The sequence below is a fragment of the Frigoribacterium sp. Leaf415 genome (assembly GCF_001424645.1).
In the GTDB taxonomy this organism is placed as follows: Bacteria; Actinomycetota; Actinomycetes; order Actinomycetales; family Microbacteriaceae; genus Frigoribacterium.
The window spans coordinates 87,985-113,809 of sequence record NZ_LMQR01000002.1; the positions used below are offsets into that span (position 1 = coordinate 87,985).

The following is a 25,825-nucleotide window of genomic DNA, read 5'->3' on the forward strand; positions in this document are numbered from 1 at the left end:
CATTTCGTGGCGGGATGCGAGCACCCGGCAACCGGGCCCGAGTCTACCGGCTCAGAGCGTCGCGAGCACCTCGGCGAGCCCGTCGTCCAGGTCGCTCGACGTCTGCTCGTTGGCCACGGCGGCGACGTCGTCGGGCGCCTGGCCCATGGCGACCCCGCGCCCCTCGCCGGCGGCCCAGCGCAGCATGTCGATGTCGTTGCGCCCGTCACCCGCGGCCAGCACCTGCGACCGCGGCACGTCGAGCCACTGCCGCACGCGCTCGAGGGCGGTCGCCTTCGTGACGCCGTCGGGGGCGATGTCGAGCCAGGCCGTCCAGCCGACGTTGTAGTTCACGTGCTGCAGGCCCATGCGCTCGACGGCGGTGAGGAAGTCCTCGGTGTCGTGGTCGGGCGAGACGACGACGACACGGGTCGCGGGCCGGCCGACGAGGTCGTCGAACCCGACCTTCTCGGCGTTCAGCGCGGCCGCCGCGGCGGGGAACGACCCGCAGTACCGCAGCAGACCCTCTTGGTCTTCGACGGCGTAGCCGGCCCCGGCGTCGGCCAGGGCCTCGCGGATCGTCGAGAGCACCTGGGTCGGGTCGAACTCTTCCACGTGCACGCGGCGGTACCCGGTCGGGGCCGACTCGTCACGACCCAGGGTGATCGCGCCGTTCGCGCAGACGACGTAGTCCGAGACGAGGCCGAGGCGCTCCATCACCGGCAGCGTCATCGACACCGACCGCCCGGTCGCGATCATGACCTGGTGACCCTGGTCGTGGAGGCGCGTGATCTCGCCCAGGACGGCCTCGGAGATCGTGCCGTCCTCGGGCATGATCGTGCCGTCGACGTCGAGGGCGACGAGCCACCGGTCGGCGGCGGCCACGGGCTCGTCGTCGGGCCGGGGTGCGGCGGCTGCCTGGCTCATGCGACCGGCTCGATGACCTCGAGGCCGCCGAGGTAGCCGCGCAGCGCCTCGGGCACGACCACCGAACCGTCGGCCTGCTGGTGCGTCTCGAGGATCGCGACGAGCCAGCGCGTGGTCGCCAGGGTGCCGTTCAGCGTGGCGACCGGCGCCGTCTTGCCGCTCTCGGTGCGGTAGCGGGTGTCGAGCCGGCGGGCCTGGAACGTGGTGCAGTTCGACGTGCTGCTGAGCTCGCGGTAGGTGCCCTGCGTCGGCACCCAGGCCTCGATGTCGAACTTGCGCGCGGCGCTCGAGCCGAGGTCGCCGGCCGCGACGTCGATGACCCGGTAGGTCAGGTCGAGCGCCTGCAGCATGGCCTCTTGGAAGCCCACGAGCGCGTCGTGCTCGGCCTCGGCCTGGTCGGGGTGCACGTAGCTGAACATCTCGAGCTTGTTGAACTGGTGCACGCGCAGGATGCCCCGGTTGTCCTTGCCGGCGGCCCCGGCCTCGCGGCGGTAGCAGGTCGACCAGCCGGCGTAGCGGATCGGGCCCGCCTCGACGTCGAGGATCTCGTCGGAGTGGTACCCGGCGAGCGCGACCTCGCTCGTGCCGGTCAGGTACAGGTCGTCGGCGGGCAGGTGGTAGACCTCGTCGGCGTGCGACCCCAGGAACCCGGTGCCCGCCATGACCTCGGGCCGCACGAGCGTGGGGGTGATCAGCGGCGTGAAGTCGTTCTTCAGCGCGAGGTCGAGGGCCATGTTCATCAGGCCGAGCTCGAGGCGCGCCCCGATGCCCCGCAGGAAGTAGAAGCGCGAGCCCGACACCTTCGTGCCGCGCTTGATGTCGATCGCGCCGAGCTTCTCGCCGAGGTCGGCGTGGTCGAGCGGCTCGAAATCGAAGGAGGGGCGGGTGCCGTGCTCACGGAGCGTCACGAAGTTCTCTTCGCCGCCCGACGGCACACCGTCGACGATCAGGTTGCCGATGCCGCGCGCGGCCGTGTCGAAGACCGCATCGGCCTCGTTCGAGGCGACCTGCGCCTCCTTCACGCGGGCGGCGAGCTGCTGCGCCTGCGCGACGAGCGCCTTCTTCTCGTCCTTCGGCGCCTTGGCGACGGTCTTGCCGAAGGCGTTCTGCTCGGCGCGGAGGTCTTCGAAGGCGGCGATCGCGGCGCGGCGGGCCTGGTCGGCCGCCACGGCGTCGTCGACCAGCGACTCGGAGTCGCCCCGGGCCCGCTGGCTCAGCTTGACGAGGTCGGGGGATTCACGGAGCAACTGGGGATCGATCACCCGCCCATCCTAGGCAACGGCACCTGCCCGGCAGACGTTCTCCACCGAGCCTTCGTCTTCTCGTTACCTCACGGAGGCGCGTCCAATACGCTCGCCCCATGACCGCCACCTCCCCCTCCCCCGCCGAGCACGCCTCGGCGCCCGAGCCCGAGACGGCTCGCCAGACCGCCGCGGTCGTCTACAACCCGATCAAGGTCGACCTCGACGCGATCAAGACGGCCGTCCAGCGCCACGAGTTCTCGAACGGCTGGGGCCCCACGACGTTCTACGAGACCAGCAAGGAGGACCCGGGCGGCGAGGTGACCAAGCAGGCCCTCGCCGAGGGCGTCGACATGGTGATCGCCGCCGGTGGCGACGGCACCGTGCGTGCGGTCGCCGAGGCCCTCCAGGGCACCGACGCCTCCCTCGCCCTGCTGCCCTCGGGCACGGGCAACCTGCTGGCCCGCAACCTCGAGCTCTCGCTCGACAACCTCGACGACTCGATCGCGACGGCGTTCAGCGGTCGCGACCGCGACATCGACCTCGGCGTCGTCGACATCGAGCGTGAGGACGGATCTCGCGAGACCAAGGCGTTCGTCGTCATGGCGGGCGTCGGCCTCGACGCCAAGATGCTCGCGAACACCAACGACGAGCTGAAGAAGCGAGTCGGCTGGCTCGCCTACGTCGACGCCATCGCCCGGGCCCTGCGCGACGACAACCGGATCGACGTCCGCTACGAGCTCGACGACCAGGGCCGCAAGTCGATGCGCGCCCACACGATCATCGTCGGCAACTGCGGGCTGCTGCCGGCGAACATCATGCTGCTGCCCGACGCCGCGATCGACGACGGCATCTTCGACATCGTCGCCCTGCGCCCCGAGGGATTCTTCGGCTGGGTGCAGATCTGGGTCAAGATCGTGTGGGAGAACGGCATCCTGCGCCGCACGCACGTCGGTCGCCGCATCCTCGCCGCGAACAGCCGCGAGGTGCGCACCCTGCGTTACAACAAGGGCAAGAAGCTCGTCGTGCGCCTCGACTCCCCCCAGGACTTCGAGATCGACGGCGACTCGGTCGGCAAGGCCGTCGCCCTGCGCGCGGTCGTCGACCCGGGCGGCCTGACGGTCCGCGTGCCGGCCGACTCCTGATCAGCGCAGGCCGCCGATCGACGCCGGCCGTCGATCAGCGCAGGCCGCTGATCAACCCGCGCAACCAGTCGCGGGCCTCGACGAAGGCCTCGTCGTCGTACCGCGGCGAGACCTCGGCCGGGGCACCGTCGGCGCGTGGGTACGACCCGAGGAACATCACGCTCGGGCTGAATCGCTTCAGCCCGAGCAGGGCGTCGGCGACGCGTTCGTCGAGCACGTGCCCCTCGAGGTCGATCACGAACCGGTAGCGCCCGAGGGCGTCGCCGATCGGCCGTGACTGGATCAGGCTGAGGTTGATGCCGCGGGTCGCGAACTGCTCGAGCATGTCGACCAGGGCACCCGAACCGTCGGTCGGCAGCTCGACGATCAGGCTCGTCTTGTCGGCACCGGTCGCGGGCGGCACGGGCACCGTGCGGCTGACCAGCACGAAGCGCGTGACGGCCTGGTCGTTGTCGCCGATGTCGCGGGCGAGCACCTCGAGGTCGTGGTGGTCGGTGATGCCGGGAGGCGCGACCGCGGCGTCCGCGGAGCCTCCGACCCCGCCCTCCTCGAGCAGTGACGCGGCGGCGGCGACGTTCGACGACGCCGGCAGGTGCCCGTGGCCGGGAAGGGCGCGCTCGAGCCAGCGGTGGGTCTGCGCGTAGGCGACCGGGTGCGCGTTGACGACCCGCACCTCCTCGATGCGGGTGCCCGGCCGGGCGACGAGCACGAAGTTGACGCGCACCAGGTACTCGCCGACGATCCGCAGGCCCGGCACGGTGGCGAGGGCGTCCTGGGTCGCGCTGACGCCGCCCTCGACGCTGTTCTCGATGGCGATCATCGCGGCCGTGCTGACGCCCGAGACGACGTCGGCCAGGGCCTCGCCGACGTTGTTGACGCTCTTCCAGGTGGCTCCGACGGCCTCGGGCACCTGCTTGAGCGCCGCCTCGGTGAAGGTGCCCGCGGGCCCGAGATAGCTGTAGGTCGTCGAGGAGGCGCGGGTCGGCATGACGAGGAGCCTACTGAGAGCCGCCCGGGCACCGCGACGAAGGTCGGCGCCGGGTGCCAGGATGTCCCCATGACCGACCGTGCCGGAACCCCCGCAGAAGCCAGCGACCTGATCGACCCCGAAGAGGTCTCGGCCGCGTACTACGAGCTCGTCCCCGACGTCAGCAAGGTCGAGCAGAAGGTCGTCTTCGGCACCTCGGGCCACCGCGGCTCCTCGCTCGACGCGGCGTTCAACGAGACCCACATCGCCGCCATCACGCAGGCGATCGTCGAGTACCGGGCAGGCCAGGGCATCACCGGCCCGCTGTTCATCGGGCGCGACACGCACATCCTCAGCGGCCCGGCCGAGCGCACCGCGGTCGAGGTGCTCACCGGCAACGACGTGAAGGTGCTGGCCGACGCCGAGGGCGGCTACGTGCCGACGCCCGCGCTCAGCCACGCGATCCTGGTCTACAACAACGACCCGGCGAACACCGACAAGGCCGACGGCATCGTCGTCACCCCCAGCCACAACCCGCCCCGCGACGGCGGCTTCAAGTACAACCCGCCGCACGGCGGGCCGGCCGACAGCGATGCCACGAACTGGATCGCGAACCGCGCCAACGAGATCATCGCCGCCGGCAACGTCGACGTGAAGCGCGGCGTCGGCACGCCCGGCCGCCACGACTTCCTGCGTGGCTACGTGGGCGACCTCGTCAACATCATCGACATCGACGCCATCAAGAAGGCCGGCGTGAAGATCGGCGCCGACCCGCTCGGTGGCGCGAGCGTCGAGTACTGGGGCGCGATCCGCGACGTCTACGGCCTCGACCTCACGGTCACGAACCCCGGCGTCGACCCGACCTGGCGCTTCATGACGCTCGACTGGGACGGCAAGATCCGCATGGACCCGTCGAGCCCCTCGGCCATGGCCAGCGTCGTGCACCGCAAGGACGAGTTCGACGTGCTGACCGGCAACGACGCCGACGCCGACCGTCACGGCATCGTCACGCCCGACGGCGGCCTGATGAACCCGAACCACTACCTCGCGGTCGCCATCGACTACCTCTACACGCACCGTCCCGAGTGGCGTGACGACGCCGCGATCGGCAAGACCCTCGTCTCGTCGAGCATCATCGACAAGGTCGCCGAGTCGCACGGGCGTCGCCTGTGGGAGGTCCCGGTCGGGTTCAAGTGGTTCGTGCCCGGCCTGGTCGACGGCTCGGTCGCGTTCGGCGGCGAAGAGAGCGCCGGCGCCTCCTTCCTCCGCAAGGACGGCACCGTCTGGACGACCGACAAGGACGGCATCCTGCTGGCCCTGCTCGCGAGCGAGATCATCGCCGTCACCGGCAAGACCCCGTCGCAGCTCTACGCCGAGCTCGTCGAGGAGTACGGCGACCCGGTCTACCAGCGCGTCGACGCGGCGGCGACGAAAGAGCAGAAGACCCGCCTGGGCAAGCTCGACGGCGACGCCATCGAGGCGACCGAGCTCGCCGGTGACCGCATCACGGCGAAGCTCAGCAAGGCTCCGGGCAACGACGCGGCCGTCGGCGGCGTCAAGGTGGTCACCGACAAGGCCTGGTTCGCGGCCCGCCCGAGCGGCACCGAGGACGTCTACAAGATCTACGCCGAGTCGTTCGAGGGTCCCGAGCACCTCGCCCGCGTCCAGGCCGAGGCCAAGACGATCGTCGACGCCGCGCTGGGCGCCTGACCCGCGCCTCCCGCACCGCCCGACGGGCGTGTTCGTGACGGACGGGCGACTTCGGTCGCCCCTGTCCGACGAACACGCCCGTTCTGCGGTTCGTGAGGCCGGCCAGCAGGCAAGCGGGCGGGGTCAGCCGGCGTAGTCGGGGGCGGCGGGCAGGCCGAAGAACTCCTCGAGCGTGGTGACGCCCGTGTCGTGCATCTCGGTGGCGAGCGGCACGCCCACGTACCGGAAGTGCCACGGCTCGAAGGTGAAGCCGGTCACGGCCACCTTGTCGGCCGGGTAGCGCAGCAAGAACCCGAAGCGCCACGCGTTGGTCGCCAGCCACCTCCCCTGAGGCGTGTCGCCGAAGCAGGCCTGCAGCGCACAGCTGAGCGGCACGGGGCTGATGTCGAGGGCGAGCCCGGTCTGGTGTTCGCTGAAGCCGGGGCGGGCACTCTGGGCGTCGGCCTGCGCCTGCCCGAGGCGCTGGACCCAGCCGGCGTAGACACTCACCTGGGTGTCGTACGAGCGGTACGCGCTCTGCACCTGGAACGCCCCGGCCCCCTCGGCCTCGCCCGCCTGGAACATGGCGACGACCGCGGCGGCGGCCTCGGCTCGCAGGGTCGGCGGGTTCTGGTGTGTCACGTCGGGCGTCACGAGGTCGGCGGGCACGTAGTCGACCGGGTCGAGGGGGCGCAGCTTGTCGCTGACCACCCAGAGGCTGGCAGGGTCGTCGACCGACCGGGCCGCCTTGTCGAACGCGGGTGTCGTGGGGGACGTAGGAGGCGCCTCCTCGGTCGGAGTCGGGGTGGGGGTGAGCGTCGGCGAGACGGTCGCGGCCGACGTGCTCGGGCTCGGCTCGGGCGCGCCCCCCGAGCACGCGGCCAGCAGGCCCGTCGAGAGGACGACGGCCAGGACGGTGGCCGCGGGGTGCGGCAGGGAGGGGCGGCGTGACATCGCGTCGAGCCTAGTCACGAGCACCGGATCGACACGGACGGACACCACGAGGGACGATTCCTCTTGTTGTCGGATGCTTGCCCGTGAAGTAACTTTGCGTACTGCGCAATTCCTCGTCGCGCCTTCCCCTTCCAGACAGAAGAGACACCATGTCGAGCGCCGCCCCAGCCCCCACGACCACGGCCCCCGCCGAGCGCCAGGGCCTGATGACCCACCGCCAGATCCTGTACGTCATCTTCGGCCTGATGGCGGGCATGTTCCTCTCGGCCCTCGACCAGACGATCGTGGGCACCTCGATGCGGACGATCGCCGACGACCTCGACGGGCTCAGCCTCCAGGCCTGGGTGACGACCGCCTACCTGATCGTGTCGACCATCTCGACGCCGATCTACGGCAAGCTCAGCGACATCTTCGGGCGGAGACCGCTCTTCCTGATCGCCATCACGATCTTCCTGCTGGGGTCGATCGCGGCCGGCTTCTCCGAGAGCATGTACCAGCTCGCGATCTTCCGGGCCATCCAGGGCATGGGCGCCGGTGGCCTGATGGCCCTGCCGCTGACGATCATGGGCGACATCCTCGCCCCGCGTGAGCGTGCCAAGTACCAGGGCTACTTCCTGGCCGTGTTCGGCATCTCGAGCGTCATCGGCCCACTCGTCGGCGGACTGTTCGCCGGAGCCGACCAGATCCTCTTCGTCACCGGCTGGCGCTGGGTGTTCCTGATCAACGTGCCGATCGGCATCGTGGCGCTGTTCATCGTCGTGCGGTTCCTGCACATCCCGGGCCAGAAGCGACGCGAGAACGTGCGCATCGACTGGTTCGGCGCCGCGGCGGTCATCGTCGCCGCCGTGCCGCTGCTGCTGGTAGCCGAGCAGGGCCGCACCTGGGGCTGGAGCTCGCCCGGCGCCTTCGCCTGCTACGTGATCGGAGCCGTCGGCATCGTCGCGTTCGTCGTGATCGAGCGGTCGATGGGCGACGACGCCCTGATCCCGCTCAAGCTGTTCCGCAACCCGACCTTCTCGATGGCGACCGTGCTCGGCGTGCTCGTCGGCTTCGGCATGTTCGGCGCCTTGCTGACGGTGCCGCTGTACCTGCAGCTCGTGAACGGCGCGACGCCGACCGAGAGCGGCTTCCAGATGCTGCCGATGATCGCCGGCCTGATGATCTCGTCGATCGTCGCCGGCCAGCTCATCTCCCGCACGGGCCGGTACAAGATCTTCCCGATCACGGGCACGGCGTTCATGGCCGCCGGGTTCTTCTGGTTCACGAACCTCTCGTTCGACAAGCCGTACTGGTTCATGATGATCGGCATGCTGCTCGTCGGCCTGGGCCTCGGGCAGCTGATGCAGACCCTGACCATCGCCTCCCAGAACTCGGTCGGCGCCCGCGACATCGGCGTGGCCACGTCGGCGTCGACGTTCTTCCGGCAGATCGGCGGCACGCTCGGCACGGCCGTGCTGTTCTCCGTGCTGTTCAGCCGCATCCCCCAGACCATCGCCGCCGCGTTCGCCGACTCGAGCCTGCAGGGCCGAGCCCAGGCCGCCCTCGCCGACCAGTCGGTGCTGACCGACCCGGCGAACGCCTCGATCCTGAAGCTCTACCAGGCGGCCGGCAACGGTGACACGTCGCAGGTCAGCGGGGCGCTCGACGGCAACACGTCGTTCCTCAACACGGCCGACCGACGCCTCGCCGCGCCGTTCCTCGACGGCTTCGCGAACGCGGCGGTGACCGTGTTCTGGGTCGCCCTGGCGGTCGTGCTGGTGGCCTTCGTGCTGAGCTTCTTCCTCAAGGCCACGCCACTGCGTCAGAAGTCGGCCATCGACGAGGCGGCCGACGACGCGCGAGCCGCCGTGGCCGCCGACGCCGCGCTCTCGGCCCAGGCCGCCGCCGCTCAGACCGGCTCGCTCGTCGCACCCGACACCGGCTCGATCGACGTCGTGCCCGCGCGCGAGCGGCGTGACGACACCCCGCCACGGCCCTGATCCGGCGCCCGACGAGGTGATCGGACTCCTCCCGATGCGCGCGAGCTGGTGTCGCGACACGGCAGGTGTCGGGTAGCGTTCCCTCGACGGCACTTCGGTGCCGAACGGTTCGTCACGTGTCCGGCGTTCCCTGCCCGTGAAGCTCACGCGGGAGGCGAGACGACCGAAGGCCGCACACCCTCAGGGTGTGCGGCCTTTCTCCGTCACGGGACGCCCCACCGGATCGATTCCCTGCGTGAAGCTCTGATCGACACGGCGGGACGTCTCTGCCCACTCGGGGCGGACGTCATCAGCCTAAAACGGGCTCGGGCGGAGGCACAGGGGTTGACAATCGCGAAAACGCCTGATCAGACTCGATTTTTTAGCTAGACGACCTAGCGACGTGGGCTAGACTCGCCGCATGCCCGATCAGCACGCCACCGCCGCACCCTTCGACGCGTCCGGCTATTGGTACAGCAGCAGCACCGAAGAGCGTGGCGTCACGGTGCTGAACACCCTCCGCGCCTACCGCGCCGCCGAGGTCGCGATGCGGGCCCGCACCCGCAAATCGATGAAGATGAACGACACCGACCTCGCGGCCCTCCGGTTCCTCCTCCGGGCCCAGCGAATCGGCGATCCCGTCAGCGCGAAAGAGTTGGCCGCCCAGCTGAAGATCACCTCGGCCTCGACGTCGGTGCTGATCAACCGCCTGGTCGCGAGCGGGCACATGCTGCGCCACCCGCACCCGTCCGACAAGCGTGGCGTGCTGCTGACCGCCACGGGCGAGTCGAACTCCGAGGTACGCGACACCATGGCGGCGATGCACGCCCGCATGATCTCGACGGCCGAGTCACTCGACGCCGACGAGGCCGCCGTGGTCGTGGGCTTCCTGCAGCGCATGACGGCCGCGATCGAGATCGACGACCACCACGTCGACGGCGACCCGGCGGACGCGGCGGACGCGGCGGACACGGCGGATGCAGCGGACGCGACAAGCGCAGGTCACCCCGCTTCCTGACCGCTGTGCGAACGGCAGGTGAACTCACTAGATCGACCAGTCACGACCGTGCCAGGCTGACCCCACGACACCGGTTCACGGCGGTGTCCTGACAGCCCGAGCACCACCGTTCCGCCAGGCATCGCAGGGGTGCCGGAGACGAGCAGGACATGACCACGATCGACGTCGCTCGCAGCGATCGCCCCACCCCCGCCCGCAGCGCCTTCTCGGAGGTGCGCGACACCGCCCGCCAGCGCACGCTGGCGGTCATCGCCACGGCCGTCACCGGCGCGAGCGTCAGCCTCGTCGCCGCCCTGCTGCTCGCCCTCGGAGTCGTCCGATGACCGGCTCGACGGGCCTCTCCACCCAGCAGATGCAGAGCCTCACCCACGAACAACTGGTGTCGTTCGTCCGCGGTTCGGTGACGACGGCCGTCTCGGCCCTCGACCTGCACGCGGTCAGACCGACTCGACCCGCGCCGACGGGAGCCGTCTGCGCATGACGGCCACCGCCTCCTCGTTGCTGTCGACGAGCAGGTAACGGCGGCCGAGGGCGTCCGCCACGGCGCCGGTGGTGCCGCTGCCGGCGAAGAAGTCGAGCACCCAGTCACCCTCTCGGCTCGAGGCCTGCACGATGCGGCGCAGCACGCCCTCGGGCTTCTGCGTCGGGTAACCGGTCTTCTCGCGACCCGTCGGCGACACGATCGTGTGCCACCACACGTCGGTCGGCAGCTTGCCCCGGGCGACCTTCTCGGGCGTGACGAGCCCCGGCGCCATGTACGGCTCGCGGTCGACGCTCGTCGAGTCGAAGTGGTACCGCTTGGGGTCCTTCACGTAGACGAGGATCGTGTCGTGCTTGGTCGGCCACCGGTTGCGGCTCTTGGCGCCGTAGTCGTAGGCCCAGATGATCTCGTTCAAGAAGCAGTCCCGACCGAACAGGGCGTCGAGCAGCACCTTCGCGTAGTGCGCCTCGCGGTAGTCGAGGTGCAGGTAGAGCGTGCCGTCGGGGGCGAGCAGCCGCCAGGCCTCGGCCAGGCGCGGCTCGAGGAACGACCAGTAGTCCTCGAAGCGGTCGTCGTAGCCCATCAGGTCGCCGCGGATGCGTTCGTACTGCACGCCCTTGAAGCCCGTCACCGAGGTGATCGAGTCCTCGGCGCTGCGCACCGACGTCGTCGATCGGCGCCGCTGCTGGCGCCCCGTGTTGAACGGCGGGTCGAGGTAGACGATCGTGAATCCGCCGTCGGGCAGTCGGGCCGTGACGTCGAGGTTGTCGCCCTGGACCACGAGGCTCGGGGAGGCGGTGGTCCAGTCGAGGGGCATCCGACCATTCTGCTGCCTGCCGGGCACCGACACGTCCCCGACTCCCGGCCGGGGGCGCGTAGCGTGTCGGGATGACCACCGAGGTAGAGAACCGCCCCACGCAGAACCAGTACGCCCTCGTCGAGGACGGCGAGACGATCGGCTTCGCGGCCTACGACGTCGTCGGCCACGAGATCCGGTTCACCCACACCGAGATCGAGCCCAGCCGACGTTCGGCCGGCCTCGGGGCCCAACTCGTCCAGGGCGCCCTCGACGACGTGCGCGCGAACACCGACCTCCGCGTCGTGCCGCTCTGCCCGTTCGTGGTCGACTTCGTCGAGGACCACGTCGACTACCGCGAGCTGCTCGACCGCTGACCGCGGCCCGGTCGCCGAGGCGGATGCCGGGCAGGAGGCGCGGGTCGCCTCGTCGGCGCCCGTCGCGTGCTCAGGGCACGCGCGCCAGCCACTCGGGCGTCGCGAACTTCGAGGTGACGAGGTGCTCGGCCTTCTCGAGTTCGGCCTCGGTGACGTGGCCCTCGGTCGCCCCGTAGAGACCGGTGAAGGTCTGCTTGAGGCGCTCGATGATCTCGGCGCGGGGCAGGCCCGTCTGGCTGCGCAGCGGGTCGACGCGCTTGGCGGCGCTGGTCGTGCCCTTGTCGCTCATCTTCTCGCGGCCGATGCGCAGGACCTGCACCATCTTGTCGCCGTCCATGTCGTACGACATCGTGGCGTGGTGCAGCAGGGCCCCGTTGCCCAGGCGCTTCTGCGCGGCCCCGCCGATCTTGCCCTTGGCGCTCGTGATGTCGTTGAGCGGTTGGTAGAAGGCGTCGATGCCGAGCGACTTGAGCGCCGTGATCACCCATTCGTCGAGGTACGCGTACGAGTCGGCGAAGCTCATGCCCTGCACGAGCTCGCCCGGGGCGTAGAGCGAGTAGGTGACGATCGACTGCGCGTCCATGAACATGGCCCCACCGCCGCTGATGCGGCGCACGACCTCGAACCCGTGGGTCGAGGCGGCGTCGAGGTCGACCTCGTTCTTCAGCGACTGGAAGCTGCCGATCACGACGGCCGGCTGGTCCCACTCCCAGAAGCGCAGCGTCGGCCCGCGGCGACCCGCGCCCACCTCTTCGGTGAGCACCTGGTCGAGGGCGAGGTGGACGTTGGGCGACACCGGGGCGTCGTGGATGATCTGCCAGTCGTAGTCGCGCCAGTCCGTCGCCTTCGAGAGGCTGCGACGGATCGCCACGGCGATCGCCTCGGGCGAGAAGCCCAGCAGCACCGCGTCGTCCGGCAGCCCCTGCTTGATCGTCGCCGCGATCGTCGCCGCGTCGGACTCGACCGGCAGGCCGTTCACCGCCCGGTCGACGGCGTCGAGCGCCGTGTCGGGCTCGAGGAAGAAGTCACCGGCGAGACGGAACCCGGCGATGCGCCCTTCTCTGACGTCGAGGTCGACGACCACGAGCTTTCCGCCTGGGACCTTGTACTCACCGTGCATGGACGCAGCCTATGCCTGGTGCCCCACGCGGTCGTCGAGCCAGCGCACCAGGTCGGCCACGACCTCGTCGCGGTTGGTCTCGCGGAACACCTCGTGCCGGGCGCCCTGGTAGACCACGAGCTCGACGTCGCTGAGCCGGCTGCGGTTGACGTACGCGTCGGCGAGCTTGCGAGCGCTGGCCTCGCCGCCGAGCGGATCGTCGTCGCCGACGAGGACGAGCACGGGCAGGTCGCTCGCGAGCCGGGTCGACGGGCGTCCCATCAGGCGCAGCGTGTCGGCCGTGCCGAAGAGCTGCCGGGCCGTCGCCTGCACCGAGAGGGGGTCGGCGGCCATGGCGTCGACCACGGCCTGATCACGGCTGAGCCATTCGTAGCCGGTGTCGCCGAGGTGGGCATGCCGGGCGTTCAGGTCGCCCGCGTTCATGCTCCCGGGCATGCGGTACGCCGTGCCGCTCAGCACGACGGCGTCGAACCGGTCGGACCCCTCGTCGACGAGCTTCTGCGCCATCAACGAGCCCCAGGAGTGCCCGAGCAGCACGAGCGGCGAGCCGGGGTTCTCGGAGCGCGCGATGCCCGTCAACCGGACCACCGCCTCCATCGCTCCGCGGAGCCCCGACGGGCCGAGGCGGCCGAGCTTCGTGCGGTCGCCGCCCCATTGCCCGAGGCCGGTCTCGCCGTGGCCGAGGTGGTCGTTCGCGTAAACCGTGTAGCCGGCTCGCACGAGGTCCTGCGCGAGGTCGTCGTAGCGCAGGGCGTACTCGCCGAGGCCGTGCGCGATCTGCACCACGGCCTTGGGCGCCGCGGCCTTCCAGACGTAGTAGTGCACGGTCACGCCGTGGGCGTCGGTGAACTCGTAGTCGCCTCGGGCGGCGGAGAAGGTGGGCACGGCCTCAGTCTCCCATCACCGGCCCGCCCCCGGGCCCCGGCCCCCGGGCCCGGCGTCGAGATGTCACGACTTGCCGCTCACGTTCGAAGGTGAGCGGCAAGTCGTGACATCTCGGCACCCCGGGGCAGGGCGGTCCCGTCAGCGGCGGGCGTCGACGTCCGTGCGCACGACGCCGAACGCCTGGTCGAGGTCGACGTCGACCTCGGTGCCGTCGTCGAGGCGCACGTCGACCTCGTAGGCCACGCCGGCGTCGTCGCTGCGGTCGGCGTCGGTCACCGTGCCCCCACCGGCGGCGGCGAGGGCGGCGGCCGCGGCCCGGTCGTAGTCGGCGCCGGTCAGGTCGTCGTCGCCGCGGGTCGAGTCGTCGACCGAGTCGTCGCGCCCCGAACCCGCGACGGGCGTCGGGGTGGCGTCCGACCCGAGCGAGTCGTCGTCGTCACGGTCGTCGCCCGCGACGGGCGTCGGGGTGGCCCCGGACCCGCGCGAGTCGTCGTCGACGCGGCTCGAGGTGACGGCGTAGTCGCCGTCGAGCAGCACCTTCGCCTCGCGGCCGTCGGGCAGGACGACCTCGACCTCGTAACCGACGAGTCCGTCGTCGAGGGTGTCCACCTCGGTCACGGTCCCGCCACCGGTCTCGGCGAGCGCCGCCGCCTGGGCCCGGTCGCGGGTCTGCGCGGACACGCCGTCGTCGAGCCCCGAGGCGAGGGCGACGCCGCCGCCGCCCAGCACGAGGACGCCGGCGATGCCGCCGGCGATCAGCAGGGACTTCTTCTTGGTGAGGGTGTTCTTCAGCATGATTCGCTCCGTTCGTGGGGCCGCCGGGCGGCCGGGTCTGTCGCTCTCTCGAGCCGATGGACCCCACTCTCGCGAGCGGGCACTGAAGCCGTGCTGAAGTCCGCTGAAGAACCGTTCAGGAGGCGCGGGTCACGTCGCCCGGGCAGGGCGGGTTCCCGTCCCCCTCGGCGGGTGGGCGCTCACCGGCCGCGGGGGGACGGGACCCGCCGAACACCCGGTGAGGCGCTCGGGTCAGGCCGGCCCGGCGGGGAGGTCGACCACGAACCGGGCACCACCGAGCGGCGACGTGGTGATCGACACCGAGCCCCCGTGCACCCGGACGATCTCGCGGACGATCGCCAGCCCCAACCCGCTGCCGCCCGAGTCGCGGGCGCGGGCCTCGTCCAGGCGCACGAACCGCTCGAAGACCCGCTCTCGGTCGGCCTCGGCGACTCCGGCCCCGTCGTCGTCGACGGTGAGGACGGCTCGGCCGTCGCGCTCGTCGAGGGCGACGGCGACGCGGGTGTCGGCGTGCCGGGCCGCGTTCGCCACGAGGTTGTGCACGACCTGGCCGAGCAGCCCCTCGTCGCCGTCCACGCGGGCCGGGCCGACGGCCGTGGCGTCGACGGCGAGCGGCCCGCGACCGTCGGCGCGGGCGACGCCGCGCAGACGGGCGGTCTCGGCGACCACGAGATCGTCGAGGTCGACCGGGCGACGCGTCACCCCGAGGGCGCCCTCGTCCGCCCTGGCGAGGACCAACAGGCCCTGCACGAGCGCCGTCAGCCGCGCCTCCTCGCCGAGGACGGTGCCGGCCAGGGCCGCACCGTCGATGCTGCCGGGGTGCAGCAGCGCGACCTCGGCGTGCTGTCTGATCGTGGCGAGCGGCGTCTTGAGCTCGTGCGAGGCGTCGCCGACGAAGCGCCGCTGGGCCGTCGCCGACGAGTCGAGCCGGTCGAGCATGCCGTTCAGCGTGCGGGCGAGGCGGGCGATCTCGTCGCTGCCGCCCGGGTCGGGCAGTCGGTGCGACAGGCTCTGCGCCGTGACCGTGTCGACCTCGCGTCGCATCGACTCGACCGGACGCAGTGCGCGGCCGACCACGAGCCAGGTCGTGACGCCGAGCACGAGCAGCGCCACGGGGATCGCGACGCCGAGCGTCACGAGGCTGGCCGAGGAGGCGGCGCTCGCCTCGTCGAGGGAGCGCGCCGCGACGACGCCGTACTCGGTCGTCACGGTCGGGGCGGGTTCGGGGGTGGCCTCGGGCGTCGGGGTGGAGTCGTCGGCGTCGTCGTCGGCGTCGTCCGCGGCGTCGTCATCGTCGTCGCCGCCGGACCGCGAGGACGCGGTCGGAGTCGGTGTGGGCGTGGGCGTGGGCGTCGGTTCCGCGCTCGGCGTCGGCGTCGGCGTGGTCTCGACCCCGACGTCGTCCCGTTCGACGACGAACTCGTCGCCGTCGAGCGTCACGCGGTCACCCGACCCGGCCGCCGCGAGCGACGAGGCGGACTCGACGAGGTCGTCCTCTCCCCCGGCGGCGAGCACGCGGCCCGAGGAGTCGGTCACGACGACGAGGGCCCCCTCCGCCTCGCCCGCGACCGCGACGTCGGGCGTCGTACCGATCGCCAGGGCCGACACGGCGCGGTCCACGTCGGCCGAGGCGGACCGGCGTGGGCCGTCGGCGAGCACGGCCTGTTGCACGAGGGCGAAGACGAGCGCGAACAACCCGAGGGTCAGCGCCACGGCGAGCACGGCGGCCGCGGTGATGCGGGACCGCAGCGACGCCCGCCGGGGGCGACCCGACCCGGTGCCGGCGGACGGCCCGGTGCCGGCGGACGGCCCGGGCCCGGGCACCGGGACGCGAGGGGCGCGCTCAGCCACCCCGCGCCTCCAGACGGTAGCCCGCCCCGCGCAGCGTGACGATGGCCTCGCGGCCGAACGGCCGGTCGACCTTGTTGCGCAGGTGGCGCACGTAGACCTCGACGATGTTGGGGTCGCCCTCGAAGTCGTCGTTCCAGACGCCGTCGAGCACCTCGCGCTTGGTCACGACGCTGCCGGCGTGACGCATGAGGAACTCGAGCACCGCGAACTCGCGGCTGGTGAGCTCGACCTCGACGTCGCCGCGGTGGACGCTGCGGGAGGCGGGGTCGAGGCGCAGGTCGCCGGCCTCGAGCACGACCGGTCGTTCGCGGGCACCCCGGCGGACCAGGGCGCGCAATCGGGCGAGCAGCACGGCGAAGGAGAACGGCTTGGTGAGGTAGTCGTCCGCACCGGTGTCGAGGGCCTCGACCTGGTCCCACTCGCCGTCCTTGGCGGTGAGCATGATGACGGGGGTCCAGTCGCCGCCCTCGCGCATGGCCCGGCAGACGGCGTAGCCGCTCATGCCCGGCAGCATGATGTCGAGGACCACCACGTCGTACGTGCCCTCGCGGGTGCGCCAGAGGCCGTCGGTGCCGGTCGGGGCGACGTCGACCGCGATGCCCTCGGCCTCGAGCCCGAGCCGAAGCCCCTCGGCCAGGGTCGCCTGGTCCTCGACGACGAGCACGCGCACGGGGCCTCCCTCGGTCGCGCCGGGTGCGCGTCGTGCCCATCATGGCGGGAACGCGCTGAAGCGCGGCTGAAGCGGGCCGACCGAGGAGGCGCGGCGCGGGACTCCCCGCACCGCGCCTCCTGAGACACCGTCGTCAGTGCGCCGAGTAGCCGCCGTCGACGAGGTGGTAGCTGCCCGTGACGAACGACGCCTCGTCACTCAGCAGGAACAGGACGAGCGCCGAGACCTCGGCGTCGGTGCCCAGGCGGCCGGTGGCGTGCTGCGACTCGAGGTACGAGAGCGCGTCGCCGTCGAGGGACGCGCGCACGAGGGGCGTGTCGATGAAGCCGGGGCCGACCGCGTTCGTGCGGACGCCGCGCTTCGAGTACTCGAGCGCCGCGACCTTGGTCAGGCCGACGAGGGCGTGCTTGCTGGCGACGTAGGCCGCGTTCTGGGCGATGCCGACCGAGCCGAGCACCGAGCTCATGTTGACGATCGAGCCGCCGCCGGCCTCGACCATGGCGGGCAGCTGGTAGCGCAGGCCGTAGAAGACGCCGTCGAGGTCGACCGAGCGGACGCGGTCCCAGGCGGCGATGTCGTACTCGCCGATGTCGGCGGCCGGGGCTCCGATGCCGGCGTTGTTCACCGCGAGGTGCAGGGCGCCGTAGGTGGTCTTCGCGAACTCGACGGCCGCCTCGGACTGCTCGGGCTTCGCGGTGTTCTGCTCGAAGGCCACGGCCGTGCCGCCGGCGGCGACGATCTGGTCGACGACGCCCTGCGCCGCCTCGAGCTTGATGTCGGTGACGACCACCGACGCGCCCTCGGCCGCCAGGGAGCGCGAGATCGCGGCGCCGATGCCGCTGCCTCCGCCGGTGACGAGTGCCGTCTTGTCGCTGAACCGTGCCATGGTGTGTGCCTCTCTCCGTTCGTGGGCCGGCCGTCGGGCCGGTCGGGCTCGTCTACGAGCCCGCCTGCGACCGTACGCCCGCAGGGACCCTCGGGCAACAGGTGTCGCTTTGCCCTCGGCGAAATTCGTGCAGTCCGTGCAGCTGGGCTCGTTCGGGGGCAGGGTGGCGGGATGACCTCCCCCACGTCCTCCTCTCCGTCCACCGCTGTCCTCTTCGACATCGACGGCACCCTGGTGGACTCGAACTTCGCGCACGTCGACGCCTGGTCGCGGGCCTTCACCGACGTCGGCCACTCCGTCGACAGCTGGCGGATCCACCGGTCGATCGGCAAGGACTCGGCCCTGCTGGTCGAAGGGCTGGTCGGGAAGGACGCCGCCGCGCGCCTCCTCGACGACGCGAAGGACGCCCACTCGCGCCACTACGCCGAGCACCTCGGCGACGAGGGCGACCTGCACGTCTTCGAGCGGGCGACCGACCTGCTCGCCGAGCTCGCCCGCCGGGGCCACGGCGTCGTGCTCGCCACCAGTGCGCCCGAGGACGAGCTGAAGGCGCTGCGCGGCCTGCTCGACGTCGAGGACGCCCTCTGGGCCGTCACGTCGAGCGAGGACGTCGAGACCGCCAAACCCGACCCCGGCATCGTCGAGGTCGCCCTCGAGAAGGCGGACGTGCCGGCCGAGCGCGCCGTGATGGTCGGCGACGCCGTGTGGGACGTCGAGGCCGCGCACCGGGCGGGCGTGACCTGCGTCGGCGTGTTGAGCGGCGGCTTCTCCCGGGCCGAGCTGGTCGAGGTCGGGGCCGAGGAGGTCTACGACGACGTGGCCGACCTGCTCGCCCGGCTCGACGAGAGCGTGATCGGTCGGCTCGGGCGCGACTGAAGCGGGGCGGGCGGGCTGGGCCGGGGCGTCCTCGGCGACCGCCACCGCGCCTCCTCGTCCGTGGTCGGCGCGGCCCGGCCTCAGGCCGCGGCGCCGCCGACGTTGACCATCCAGTGCTGGCCGAAGCGGTCGTCCAGCATGCCGAACGAGTCACCCCACGGCGCCTGCGACAGGGCCTCGTGCACGGTTCCTCGCTCGGCGAGCGCAGCGAACCACGCCGTCAACTCGTCCGCGTCGTCGGGTCCGCCGAAGAGCGAGAGCGACACGCTGCTCGCCTCCTCGAGTGGGTACGAGTCGGGACGGTCCGCCCCCATCAGCAGCAGGCCCGACGGCGTCTTCAGCTGGGCGTGCATGACCTTCCCGGCCTCGTCGGACGAGCCCACGCCGAACTCGCCGAACGTGCTGAAGGTCGGGCTGCCGCCGAACACGGAGGCGTAGAACTCGAACGCCTCGCGCGTCTCGGAGCGGAACGCCAGGTACGGGGTGAGCTGCACGGTCACGGGGGCCTCCTCGGGTCACGGCGCCGGACGGCGTCGAGCCCAGGGTGGCACCGCCCGGTCCGGCGCACCAGCCCCCGGTCTCCGCCAGGAGGCGCGGGTCGCGCCGCCGGGGTCGGGTCGCGTGGGTGCCACCCGACGCCCCGTGGGTCAGGTCGCCGGGGTCCCGGGTCGCGACGAGGCCCACACCTGCACGGCCAGACCGACCGCGATGAACCCGAGCATCAGCGCGCCCATCACGACGGCCGTGCCGCCGAGTGCCCCGGCGAGCGGGGTCGCGGCGCCGCCGAGCCCGAACTGCAGGCCGCCCGCGAGCGCGGCGGCCGTGCCGGGCGTGCGGTGCCCGAGCGCCTGCGTCAGCGTGATCGACCCGGGGATGACCCAGCCCCAGCCCGCCGTCACGAGGGCGAGCGCGGGCCAGATCAGTGCCGGGCCGACACCGGTCAGCGCACCCGCGAGCACGAGGGCCGACCCCACGGTGCAGGTGACGAGCCCCGCGGTGAAGAGGTGGTCCTCGGCGAAGCGTCCGACGAGGCGGCGGAACACCAGGGTCGACGCGATCATGCACGACGCGTTCGAGGCGAAGACGAGCGTGTAGAGGCCCTCTCCGAAGCCGTACTGCTCCTGGAAGACGAACGACGACGTGGCGATGTACGAGAAGAAGCCGATCGTCGCGGCGCAGCCCGTCACGAGGTACCAGCGGAAGCGGGGCAGGGCGAGCAGCGTGCCCATCCGTCGCAGGGACGCGAGCAGCGACCCCGCGCCCGGCTCGGGGTCGACGAGGGTCTCGGGCAGGCGCCGGGCGGCCGCCCAGGTCAACGCCGCCCCGAGCACCGCCAGCACGACGAACGTCGACCGCCAGCTCGACACCGAGAGCACCACGCCGCCCACGAGCGGCGCGACGACCGGGCCGACGGCGTTGATCGCGGCGAGCGTCGCGAAGAGCCTGCTGCGCACGAGGCCCGTCGTCGAGTCCCCCACCATGGCCCGGGCGGCCACCGAGCCCGCCGCGCCGCCGAGACCCTGCGCGACGCGTGCGACGACGAGGGTGGCCGCGTCGGGAGCCACGGCGCAGGCGATCGAGGCGAGGGCGAACAGGACGGTCCCGCCCAGCAGGATGCGCCTCCTGCCCCGACCGTCGCTGATCGGCCCGATCACGATCTGGCCGACCGCGAACGCGACGAGGAACGCCGTCAGGCTGAGCTGCACCTCGGCCGTCGTCGCCCCGAGGTCGCGCGCGATGGCCGGCAGCGCGGGGATGTACATGTCGGTCGCGAACGGCGAGATGCCCACGATCAGTGCCACCGTCAACACGGCCCCCCGCCCGGACAGCCAGGAGGGGCGGCTCGGCTCGGCCGGGACGTCGTCGTCGCTCATCGGCTCGAGCCTAGGCGCACGCCGTCCGGGTCAGACGTTTACTTAGCCGAACTAAACGAGTATCGTGGCCCGGCGATGACCGACTCCGCGCCTCCTGCCCCCTCCGCCACCCGGGCCGTGCCGCACGCGCACCTCGCGACCGACGTCCGCGGGGCCGTGCTGCGGCTCGCCCGTCGACTGCGCCAGCAGAAGGCCGACGCCGACGTCACGGACGCCCAGATGGCCGCTCTCGGCTACGTCGTGCAGAACCAACCGTTGACGATCGGGGCGTTGACCGCCCACGAGGGCGTCACTCCCCCGTCGATGAACCGCACCGTCGGCAAGCTCGTCGACGCCGGGCTGCTGCGTCGCACGGTCGACGACGACGACAAGCGCCGCGTGCTGCTCGAGACGACCGAGGCCGGTGCCGCCTTCGTGTTCGAGACGCGTCGACGCCGTGACGAATGGCTCGTGCCCCGCCTCTCGGCCCTGACCGCCGACGAGCGTCGCACCCTGGCCGACGCGACCGAGATCCTGCGGAAGCTGACCCGCTCGTGACGGCCATGTTCCGCAGCCTGTCGCTGTTCAACTACCGCCTCTGGTTCGCCGGGGCGCTCGTGTCCAACATCGGCACCTGGATGCAGCGGACGGCGCAGGACTGGCTCGTCCTCACCGACCTGACCGACAACGACGCCACGGCGCTCGGCATCACCATGGCGCTGCAGTTCGCGCCGCCGATCCTGATGGTGCCGATCACGGGGCTGATCGCCGACCGGTTCGACCGGCGGCGACTGCTGATGGTGACGCAGCTGAGCATGGGCCTGCTCGGGCTCGGCCTGGGCGTGCTCGTGCTGACCGACAGCGTGCAGCTCTGGATGGTCTATTTCTTCGCCCTCCTGCTCGGCGTCGCGGCCGCGATCGACGCCCCGGTGCGGCAGAGCTTCGTGTCCGAGCTCGTGCCCCCCGGGCACCTGACGAACGCCGTCAGCCTGAACTCGGCCTCGTTCAACGGCGCACGCCTGATCGGCCCCGCGGTCGCCGGCGTGCTCATCGCGACGATCGGCACGGGCTGGGTGTTCCTGATCAACGCCGGCTCGTTCGCCGCCGTGCTGCTGTCGCTGCGGTTCATCCGCGTCGCGCAGCTCGAGCTGAAACCGGCGGTGTCTCGGGCCAAGGGTCAGATCCGCGAGGGGTTCCGGTACGTGCGCGAGCGACCCGACCTGGTGGTCGTGTTCGTCATGGTGTTCGTCATCGGCACCTTCGGCCTGAACTTCGCCATCTTCACCTCGACCATGGCCAGCGTCGAGTTCGGCGTCGACGCCAGCGGGTTCGGCCTGCTGTCGTCCGCGATCGCGGTGGGGTCGCTGGTCGGCGCCCTGCTGTCGGCCCGTCGCGAGAAGCCCCGCTGGCGCGTGCTCGTCACGGCGGCCCTGGCCTTCGGGGTCACCTGCCTGGTCGCCGCCGTCATGCCGACCTACTGGAGCTTCGCCGCCGTCCTCGTCACCGTGGGGCTCGCGTCCATCACCCTGATGACGACGGCGAACGCCACCGTGCAGCTGACCACGGCACCCCGCATGCGCGGTCGCGTCATGGCGCTGTACATGGCCGTCTTCACCGGGGGCACGCCGCTCGGCGCACCCATTGTCGGCTGGGTCGCGAACGTGGCCGGGCCTCGCTGGGCCATCGGCGTCGCGGCCGCGTCGGGCTTCGTGGCGGCCGGGGTCGCGATCGTCTGGCTCGTCCGGGGGCAGCACCTGCGGGTGCACCGCGTCCGCGGGGGCGAGCCCGACCCCGTGACCGGGGCGCTGCCCGTGGTCGGCGCCGGGAGGTTCCACTACCGGCTGCAGCACGACGGCGACGCGGCCGCCGGCCGGGCTCGTGACGAGGCCTCGGCCGAGCTCGCCGTCGACGAGGGCACGGCGACGCGGCCGTCCTGACCCGCCCGGGGCGTCGTCGTGCACCACCGTGCGCCATCGGGCCCTCCGCAACACGGGCGAGTGCGGCGGAGGCGGGCCGGCACGATCGACCGTCCACCACGAACACGCCCGCCTCCGGCACGTCAGGAGGCGCGGTGCCGGTCCGCCACGCCCGTCACCGGCACCGTCCCCGGCGCCGGCTGCAGGGTCAGAGGCGCGAGTAGACGATCAGCGACGCGAGCAGCACGACGAACGGGGCGATCAGCAGCACGTTGAGCCACTTGTGTTCGACCATCACGGCCACCCACTCGCGGAGGAACGCACTGGGGACGTAGTACGCGGCGGTGGGCGACCCGACGACGTCGGCGCTGCTCCCGGTGTCGCGCGCCAGCAGGGCGGCGCGCAGCACGTGGTAGTTGTTCGTCACGACGAGGGTCGGCCCGGTCCGACCGGCGTCGGCGAGCACCCGCCCCGACAGCACGAGGTTCTCGCGGGTCGAGCGCGACTCGGTCTCGGGCAGCACGTCGCCGGGGTCGGCCCCCTGGGCGATCAGGTACTCCGCCATCGCCTCGCCTTCGGGCCGGGGCTCGTCCGACCCCTGCCCGCCGGACGGGACGAGCACCGGCCGCCGCACGCCCTCGGGAGTCGCGCGGTAGATCGCCAATGCCCGGTCGAGTCGGCTGCGCAGCAGCGGCGGCACCTCGCCGCGGATCAGACCGGAGCCGAGCACGATCAGGGCGTCGGGCTGCTCGCGCACCCGGGGTCGGGCGTAGACGAGTGACCACAGGGTGAACGCGGCGAACGTGAGCGCGGCGTAGCCGGTGACGAAGACCACGACGATGCCCAGTCCCACGGAGACGTCCTGGAGGGCCGCGACGTCCGACCGGCGACCGGCCTCGACGATCACGACGACGAGCAGCGGCACGCCGATCAGGGCGATGCCGACGAGCAACGACAGCAGGTTGCCCAGGCTGCGCCCTTCGGACCGCAGCATGGTGACGCCGTTCGCGATCGCGAAGACGGCGAGCGCGAGGACGAGCAGGGGCACGAGCGCCACGGCGACGAGGAACACGAAGACGAGCGGCGGGAACGCGGCGACGAGGACGTTCGCGGCGGCGACGACCCCGAACCCCCCGGCCATCAACAGGAAGACCCCGTTGCGGAACCTCCGGGCGTCTCGTCGACGCGACACGGCGAAGAGCAGGAGGAAGACGGCGGCGATGCCGACCGAGATCGCGGTCATCTCCCGAGGCTACCGGCGTGAGGCCCCAGGAAGTCGCTCGGACCCCCGCGCGCGCGGGAGGGTCTCGGCGAGATCCTGTGGTCTCAGGACGCGAGTCGCGCGGTCAGCGGTCGAAGAGGTTGCCCAGGCCGGGGATCTGGAACCCCTCGCCGAGGTTGCCGAGCTGGTCGCCCAGCCCGCCCACCTGGTCGCCGAGGCCGCCAACCTGCTCGCCCAGGCCGCCGAGGTACTCCTCGCCGCCTGCGGTCAGGCCGTCGAGCCCCTCGAAGCCGAACCCGTTCGTCAGCTGGTCGAAGTCGATGCCCGACGTCACGGCGTCGGACAGCAGGGGCAGGGCGACGCTGCTGACGGCGGCCGCACCGGCGACGGCGACCGCGAGGCCCGCGACCCCGGCCACTCCGGCGCCGACCGCGGCACCCGCCGCGACCTTGCCGCCCGTGCCGCCGAGCACGCGCTTCATGAGCCCGGGGTGCGCGGTCTCGCCGCGCGTCGCCGCCCGGGCGAGGTCGGCGGGTGCGCTCGAGGCGGGACGTTCGCCCTCGGGCACCTCGGCGCTCAGGCGGGCGAGCACCTGCTGGCGCTGCTCGGGGGTGAGCCGCTCGAAGGCGTCGCGGTGCGCTTGCTCGAGCTGCTGCGGCGGGGCGGTCTGCAGCAGGTAGTCGTACTTGGCGAGGGCCGCACGGTCGGCGGCGGAGCCCTGCGGGGCGTGCCCACCGGTCGCCGGACGCCCGACGCCCTGCTGCGGTGCGCCGTACCCGCCACGCTGCGGCTGCTGCCCGCCCTGCTGCTGCCCGTTCTGGCGGTCGTCGCCGGTGACCTTGTCGGAGACCTTGCGCACCATGTCGCGCCAGTCGGTGGAACCGCCGGACGCACCACCGCGCCCGGTCGAAGAAGAGGAGGAGGAGTTGCCGAGCGCACGTGCGGCGGCACCCAGGAGACGGTCGAAGTTGGCCATGACGCCGATCCTCTCGACCCCACATCCGAGAAGCCCCCTCAGAAGCCGAGCATCGCCCGGGAACGGCGCGTCCACCGCTCCGGGTTTCGGTCGAGCCCTCGTCGGGGTTACATTCGCTGGGGACGTCCGCGCGGGCCCGACTCGCGGCGTGCGCCCCACGGACGAGGAGGTGTCGCATGGGCAAGGCAGCAGTCACGGGCTGGGTCGCTCTCGCGATGCTGGTCTCGGGTGCCGCGCTCGTCATGGCCGCCACCTTCCGCCTCGCCGGCGTGGGCCTCTTCGCCGGCGGCTTCCTGCCGATCGGCGACCTCGACTTCGTCACCATCGCGATCTGGCTGCTGGGTGCCGCCCTCGCCGTCGGCGGCGTCGCCCTCGCCCTCGTCGGGCTGACCGACCGGGTGCTCGGCGCCCTGCCCCGCGACGAGCCCGACCGCGGTCTCGAGCACGAGGCCGTCCGCGAGACGGCACCGGTCACCGCCCGTCCGGCGGCCCAGGAGGCGCGGGTCCTGCCCGCAGGACGACCGACGGCCGCCGCCGTGCTCGCGTCCGCCCCCGTGGTCGCCGCCGCACCGACCCCGGCGTTCGCCTCCGCCACGAGCACGCCCGTCGGGACCGAGTCCGCTCCCCTGGCCGCACCGGCTCCCCTGACCGCACCCGAGCCGACTCCCGCCGGGCCGACTCTCGCCGAACGCCTGCGTCCCGTCCTCGCGTCCGCCGCCGCCCACGTCGCGGCCGCCGCGCGCGCCACGGGCGACGCCCTGGCCCGTGCCGGTCGGGCGACGGCCCGGGGCACCAGTCACGCCTCCGAGGCCCTGGTCGCCTGGGTCCGACGCACCACCCCCGTCGTCGTCGCCTGGTTCCGCACGACCGGCAGCACCGTCGCGACGCGCACCCGACCGGCCGCTCGTTCGACCTGGGACGGAGTCCGTCACGGCAGTCGCGCCACCGCCGCCGGAGCCGCCGTCGCCGCCCGGGCCACGGGAGCGACCGCACGTCGTGCCTCCTCGGCCGCCGCCACCCGCGCCCGCGACAACGCGCGCTCGCTCGCGGCCACCCGCGCCGCGTCCCGGGCCGCCGCCCGCCAGGCCGAGCTCGACCGGGAGTCGGCCCGACAGGCCGCGCGCCTCGACTTCCTGGCCTCGCGACGCGCCCCGACGACGCCGCCCACCGCGGTCGACGCCGCGGTGGACGCCGCGGTCGAGCGCGAGTCCGCCCCGCTCTCGCACACCGCCTGACGCGCGCA

General features: G+C 72.3%; 25 protein-coding genes. 10 read left to right on the forward strand and 15 right to left on the reverse strand.

What is annotated here, in order from left to right; translation table 11 throughout:
* Positions 1-51: 51 nt before the first annotated feature.
* Entirely contained in the window at positions 52-906 is an 855-nt protein-coding gene (locus ASG28_RS15080; protein ID WP_200925337.1) for an HAD family hydrolase, read from the reverse strand.
* Positions 903-2,168: a serine--tRNA ligase gene (serS, locus tag ASG28_RS15085; protein WP_055977968.1), complete on the reverse strand. Its 1,266-nt coding sequence runs from the start codon at positions 2,166-2,168 to the stop codon at positions 903-905. Before serS ends, ASG28_RS15080 begins: the two co-directional genes overlap by 4 nt.
* Before the next feature lie 98 nt (positions 2,169-2,266).
* Here serS and ASG28_RS15090 point away from each other — a divergent pair, with 98 nt between their 5' ends.
* Positions 2,267-3,292, forward strand: a complete 1,026-nt coding sequence (locus ASG28_RS15090; RefSeq protein ID WP_054145089.1) for a diacylglycerol/lipid kinase family protein — start codon at positions 2,267-2,269, stop codon at positions 3,290-3,292.
* Between the two features lie 34 nt (positions 3,293-3,326).
* Here ASG28_RS15090 and pheA read toward each other — a convergent pair whose 3' ends face one another.
* Positions 3,327-4,280 (reverse strand): prephenate dehydratase, encoded by a 954-nt coding sequence (gene pheA, locus ASG28_RS15095; protein ID WP_043593582.1) that lies wholly within the window; start codon positions 4,278-4,280, stop codon positions 3,327-3,329.
* 69 nt (positions 4,281-4,349) lie between these two features.
* Here pheA and pgm point away from each other — a divergent pair, with 69 nt between their 5' ends.
* Positions 4,350-5,969, forward strand: coding sequence for a phosphoglucomutase (alpha-D-glucose-1,6-bisphosphate-dependent) (gene pgm, locus ASG28_RS15100; protein WP_055977973.1), 1,620 nt, complete (start codon positions 4,350-4,352; stop codon positions 5,967-5,969).
* Between the two features lie 123 nt (positions 5,970-6,092).
* On the opposite strand, the gene ASG28_RS15105 is transcribed toward pgm, so the two are convergent.
* A complete protein-coding gene (locus ASG28_RS15105) occupies positions 6,093-6,902 on the reverse strand; it encodes a M15 family metallopeptidase (protein ID WP_055977976.1) in 810 nt (269 codons plus the stop codon).
* Positions 6,903-7,051: 149 nt separating this feature from the next.
* Between ASG28_RS15105 and ASG28_RS15110 the strand changes: the two genes are divergently transcribed.
* The 3 genes from ASG28_RS15110 (at position 7,052) to ASG28_RS16605 (ending at position 10,201) form a co-directional block, all read left to right on the forward strand.
* Positions 7,052-8,881, forward strand: a complete 1,830-nt coding sequence (locus ASG28_RS15110; protein WP_235477948.1) for an MDR family MFS transporter — start codon at positions 7,052-7,054, stop codon at positions 8,879-8,881.
* 400 nt (positions 8,882-9,281) lie between these two features.
* A complete protein-coding gene (locus ASG28_RS15115) occupies positions 9,282-9,878 on the forward strand; it encodes a MarR family winged helix-turn-helix transcriptional regulator (protein ID WP_082454799.1) in 597 nt (198 codons plus the stop codon).
* Between the two features lie 149 nt (positions 9,879-10,027).
* Positions 10,028-10,201 carry a hypothetical protein gene (locus ASG28_RS16605; RefSeq protein WP_157485807.1) on the forward strand — a complete coding sequence of 58 codons (174 nt, stop codon included), beginning with the start codon at positions 10,028-10,030 and terminating at the stop codon, positions 10,199-10,201.
* A 114-nt stretch (positions 10,202-10,315) separates the two neighbouring features.
* On the opposite strand, the gene ASG28_RS15120 is transcribed toward ASG28_RS16605, so the two are convergent.
* Positions 10,316-11,176, reverse strand: a complete 861-nt coding sequence (locus ASG28_RS15120) for a DNA-methyltransferase (RefSeq protein WP_055977980.1) — start codon at positions 11,174-11,176, stop codon at positions 10,316-10,318.
* Between the two features lie 71 nt (positions 11,177-11,247).
* On the opposite strand from ASG28_RS15120, the gene ASG28_RS15125 reads away from it, so the two are divergent.
* Positions 11,248-11,532, forward strand: coding sequence for a GNAT family N-acetyltransferase (locus ASG28_RS15125; RefSeq protein WP_055977982.1), 285 nt, complete (start codon positions 11,248-11,250; stop codon positions 11,530-11,532).
* A gap of 70 nt (positions 11,533-11,602) precedes the next feature.
* Here ASG28_RS15125 and ASG28_RS15130 read toward each other — a convergent pair whose 3' ends face one another.
* The 6 genes from ASG28_RS15130 to ASG28_RS15155 form a co-directional block, all read right to left on the reverse strand.
* Entirely contained in the window at positions 11,603-12,652 is a 1,050-nt protein-coding gene (locus ASG28_RS15130; RefSeq protein WP_055977985.1) for a lipoate--protein ligase family protein, read from the reverse strand.
* Between the two features lie 9 nt (positions 12,653-12,661).
* Positions 12,662-13,537, reverse strand: a complete 876-nt coding sequence (locus tag ASG28_RS15135) for an alpha/beta fold hydrolase (protein ID WP_055977988.1) — start codon at positions 13,535-13,537, stop codon at positions 12,662-12,664.
* 138 nt (positions 13,538-13,675) lie between these two features.
* Positions 13,676-14,332, reverse strand: a complete 657-nt coding sequence (locus tag ASG28_RS15140; protein WP_055977991.1) for a PepSY domain-containing protein — start codon at positions 14,330-14,332, stop codon at positions 13,676-13,678.
* Between the two features lie 231 nt (positions 14,333-14,563).
* Positions 14,564-16,183: a sensor histidine kinase gene (locus tag ASG28_RS15145; RefSeq protein WP_055977994.1), complete on the reverse strand. Its 1,620-nt coding sequence runs from the start codon at positions 16,181-16,183 to the stop codon at positions 14,564-14,566.
* Positions 16,176-16,853, reverse strand: a complete 678-nt coding sequence (locus ASG28_RS15150) for a response regulator transcription factor (RefSeq protein ID WP_055977997.1) — start codon at positions 16,851-16,853, stop codon at positions 16,176-16,178. The genes ASG28_RS15145 and ASG28_RS15150 overlap by 8 nt, the downstream gene beginning before the upstream one ends.
* A 133-nt stretch (positions 16,854-16,986) precedes the next feature.
* A complete protein-coding gene (locus ASG28_RS15155; RefSeq protein ID WP_055978000.1) occupies positions 16,987-17,739 on the reverse strand; it encodes an SDR family NAD(P)-dependent oxidoreductase in 753 nt (250 codons plus the stop codon).
* Positions 17,740-17,910: 171 nt separating this feature from the next.
* Here ASG28_RS15155 and ASG28_RS15160 point away from each other — a divergent pair, with 171 nt between their 5' ends.
* Positions 17,911-18,615, forward strand: a complete 705-nt coding sequence (locus ASG28_RS15160) for an HAD family hydrolase (RefSeq protein WP_055978003.1) — start codon at positions 17,911-17,913, stop codon at positions 18,613-18,615.
* A gap of 80 nt (positions 18,616-18,695) precedes the next feature.
* On the opposite strand, the gene ASG28_RS15165 is transcribed toward ASG28_RS15160, so the two are convergent.
* On the reverse strand, positions 18,696-19,115 hold the full coding sequence (locus tag ASG28_RS15165; RefSeq protein WP_055978005.1) for a VOC family protein: 420 nt from the start codon (positions 19,113-19,115) through the stop codon (positions 18,696-18,698).
* A gap of 147 nt (positions 19,116-19,262) precedes the next feature.
* Positions 19,263-20,489, reverse strand: coding sequence for a multidrug effflux MFS transporter (locus tag ASG28_RS15170; RefSeq protein WP_055978007.1), 1,227 nt, complete (start codon positions 20,487-20,489; stop codon positions 19,263-19,265).
* 75 nt (positions 20,490-20,564) lie between these two features.
* Between ASG28_RS15170 and ASG28_RS15175 the strand changes: the two genes are divergently transcribed.
* Together ASG28_RS15175 and ASG28_RS15180 are read left to right on the forward strand one after the other, a co-directional pair.
* The gene (locus ASG28_RS15175; RefSeq protein WP_055978010.1) at positions 20,565-21,026 is read left to right on the forward strand and encodes a MarR family winged helix-turn-helix transcriptional regulator; all 462 of its coding nucleotides are present in this window, start codon (positions 20,565-20,567) and stop codon (positions 21,024-21,026) included.
* On the forward strand, positions 21,023-22,405 hold the full coding sequence (locus ASG28_RS15180) for an MFS transporter (protein WP_055978012.1): 1,383 nt from the start codon (positions 21,023-21,025) through the stop codon (positions 22,403-22,405). The genes ASG28_RS15175 and ASG28_RS15180 overlap by 4 nt, the downstream gene beginning before the upstream one ends.
* 187 nt (positions 22,406-22,592) lie before the next feature.
* Here ASG28_RS15180 and ASG28_RS15185 read toward each other — a convergent pair whose 3' ends face one another.
* Together ASG28_RS15185 and ASG28_RS15190 are read right to left on the reverse strand one after the other, a co-directional pair.
* A complete protein-coding gene (locus tag ASG28_RS15185; protein ID WP_055978014.1) occupies positions 22,593-23,627 on the reverse strand; it encodes a YdcF family protein in 1,035 nt (344 codons plus the stop codon).
* A 103-nt stretch (positions 23,628-23,730) separates the two neighbouring features.
* Complete coding sequence (locus tag ASG28_RS15190; RefSeq protein ID WP_055978016.1) at positions 23,731-24,582, reverse strand: hypothetical protein; 852 nt, start codon at positions 24,580-24,582, stop codon at positions 23,731-23,733.
* A gap of 176 nt (positions 24,583-24,758) precedes the next feature.
* On the opposite strand from ASG28_RS15190, the gene ASG28_RS15195 reads away from it, so the two are divergent.
* Complete coding sequence (locus ASG28_RS15195) at positions 24,759-25,817, forward strand: hypothetical protein (RefSeq protein WP_055978018.1); 1,059 nt, start codon at positions 24,759-24,761, stop codon at positions 25,815-25,817.
* The last annotated feature ends 8 nt before the right edge of the window (positions 25,818-25,825 follow it).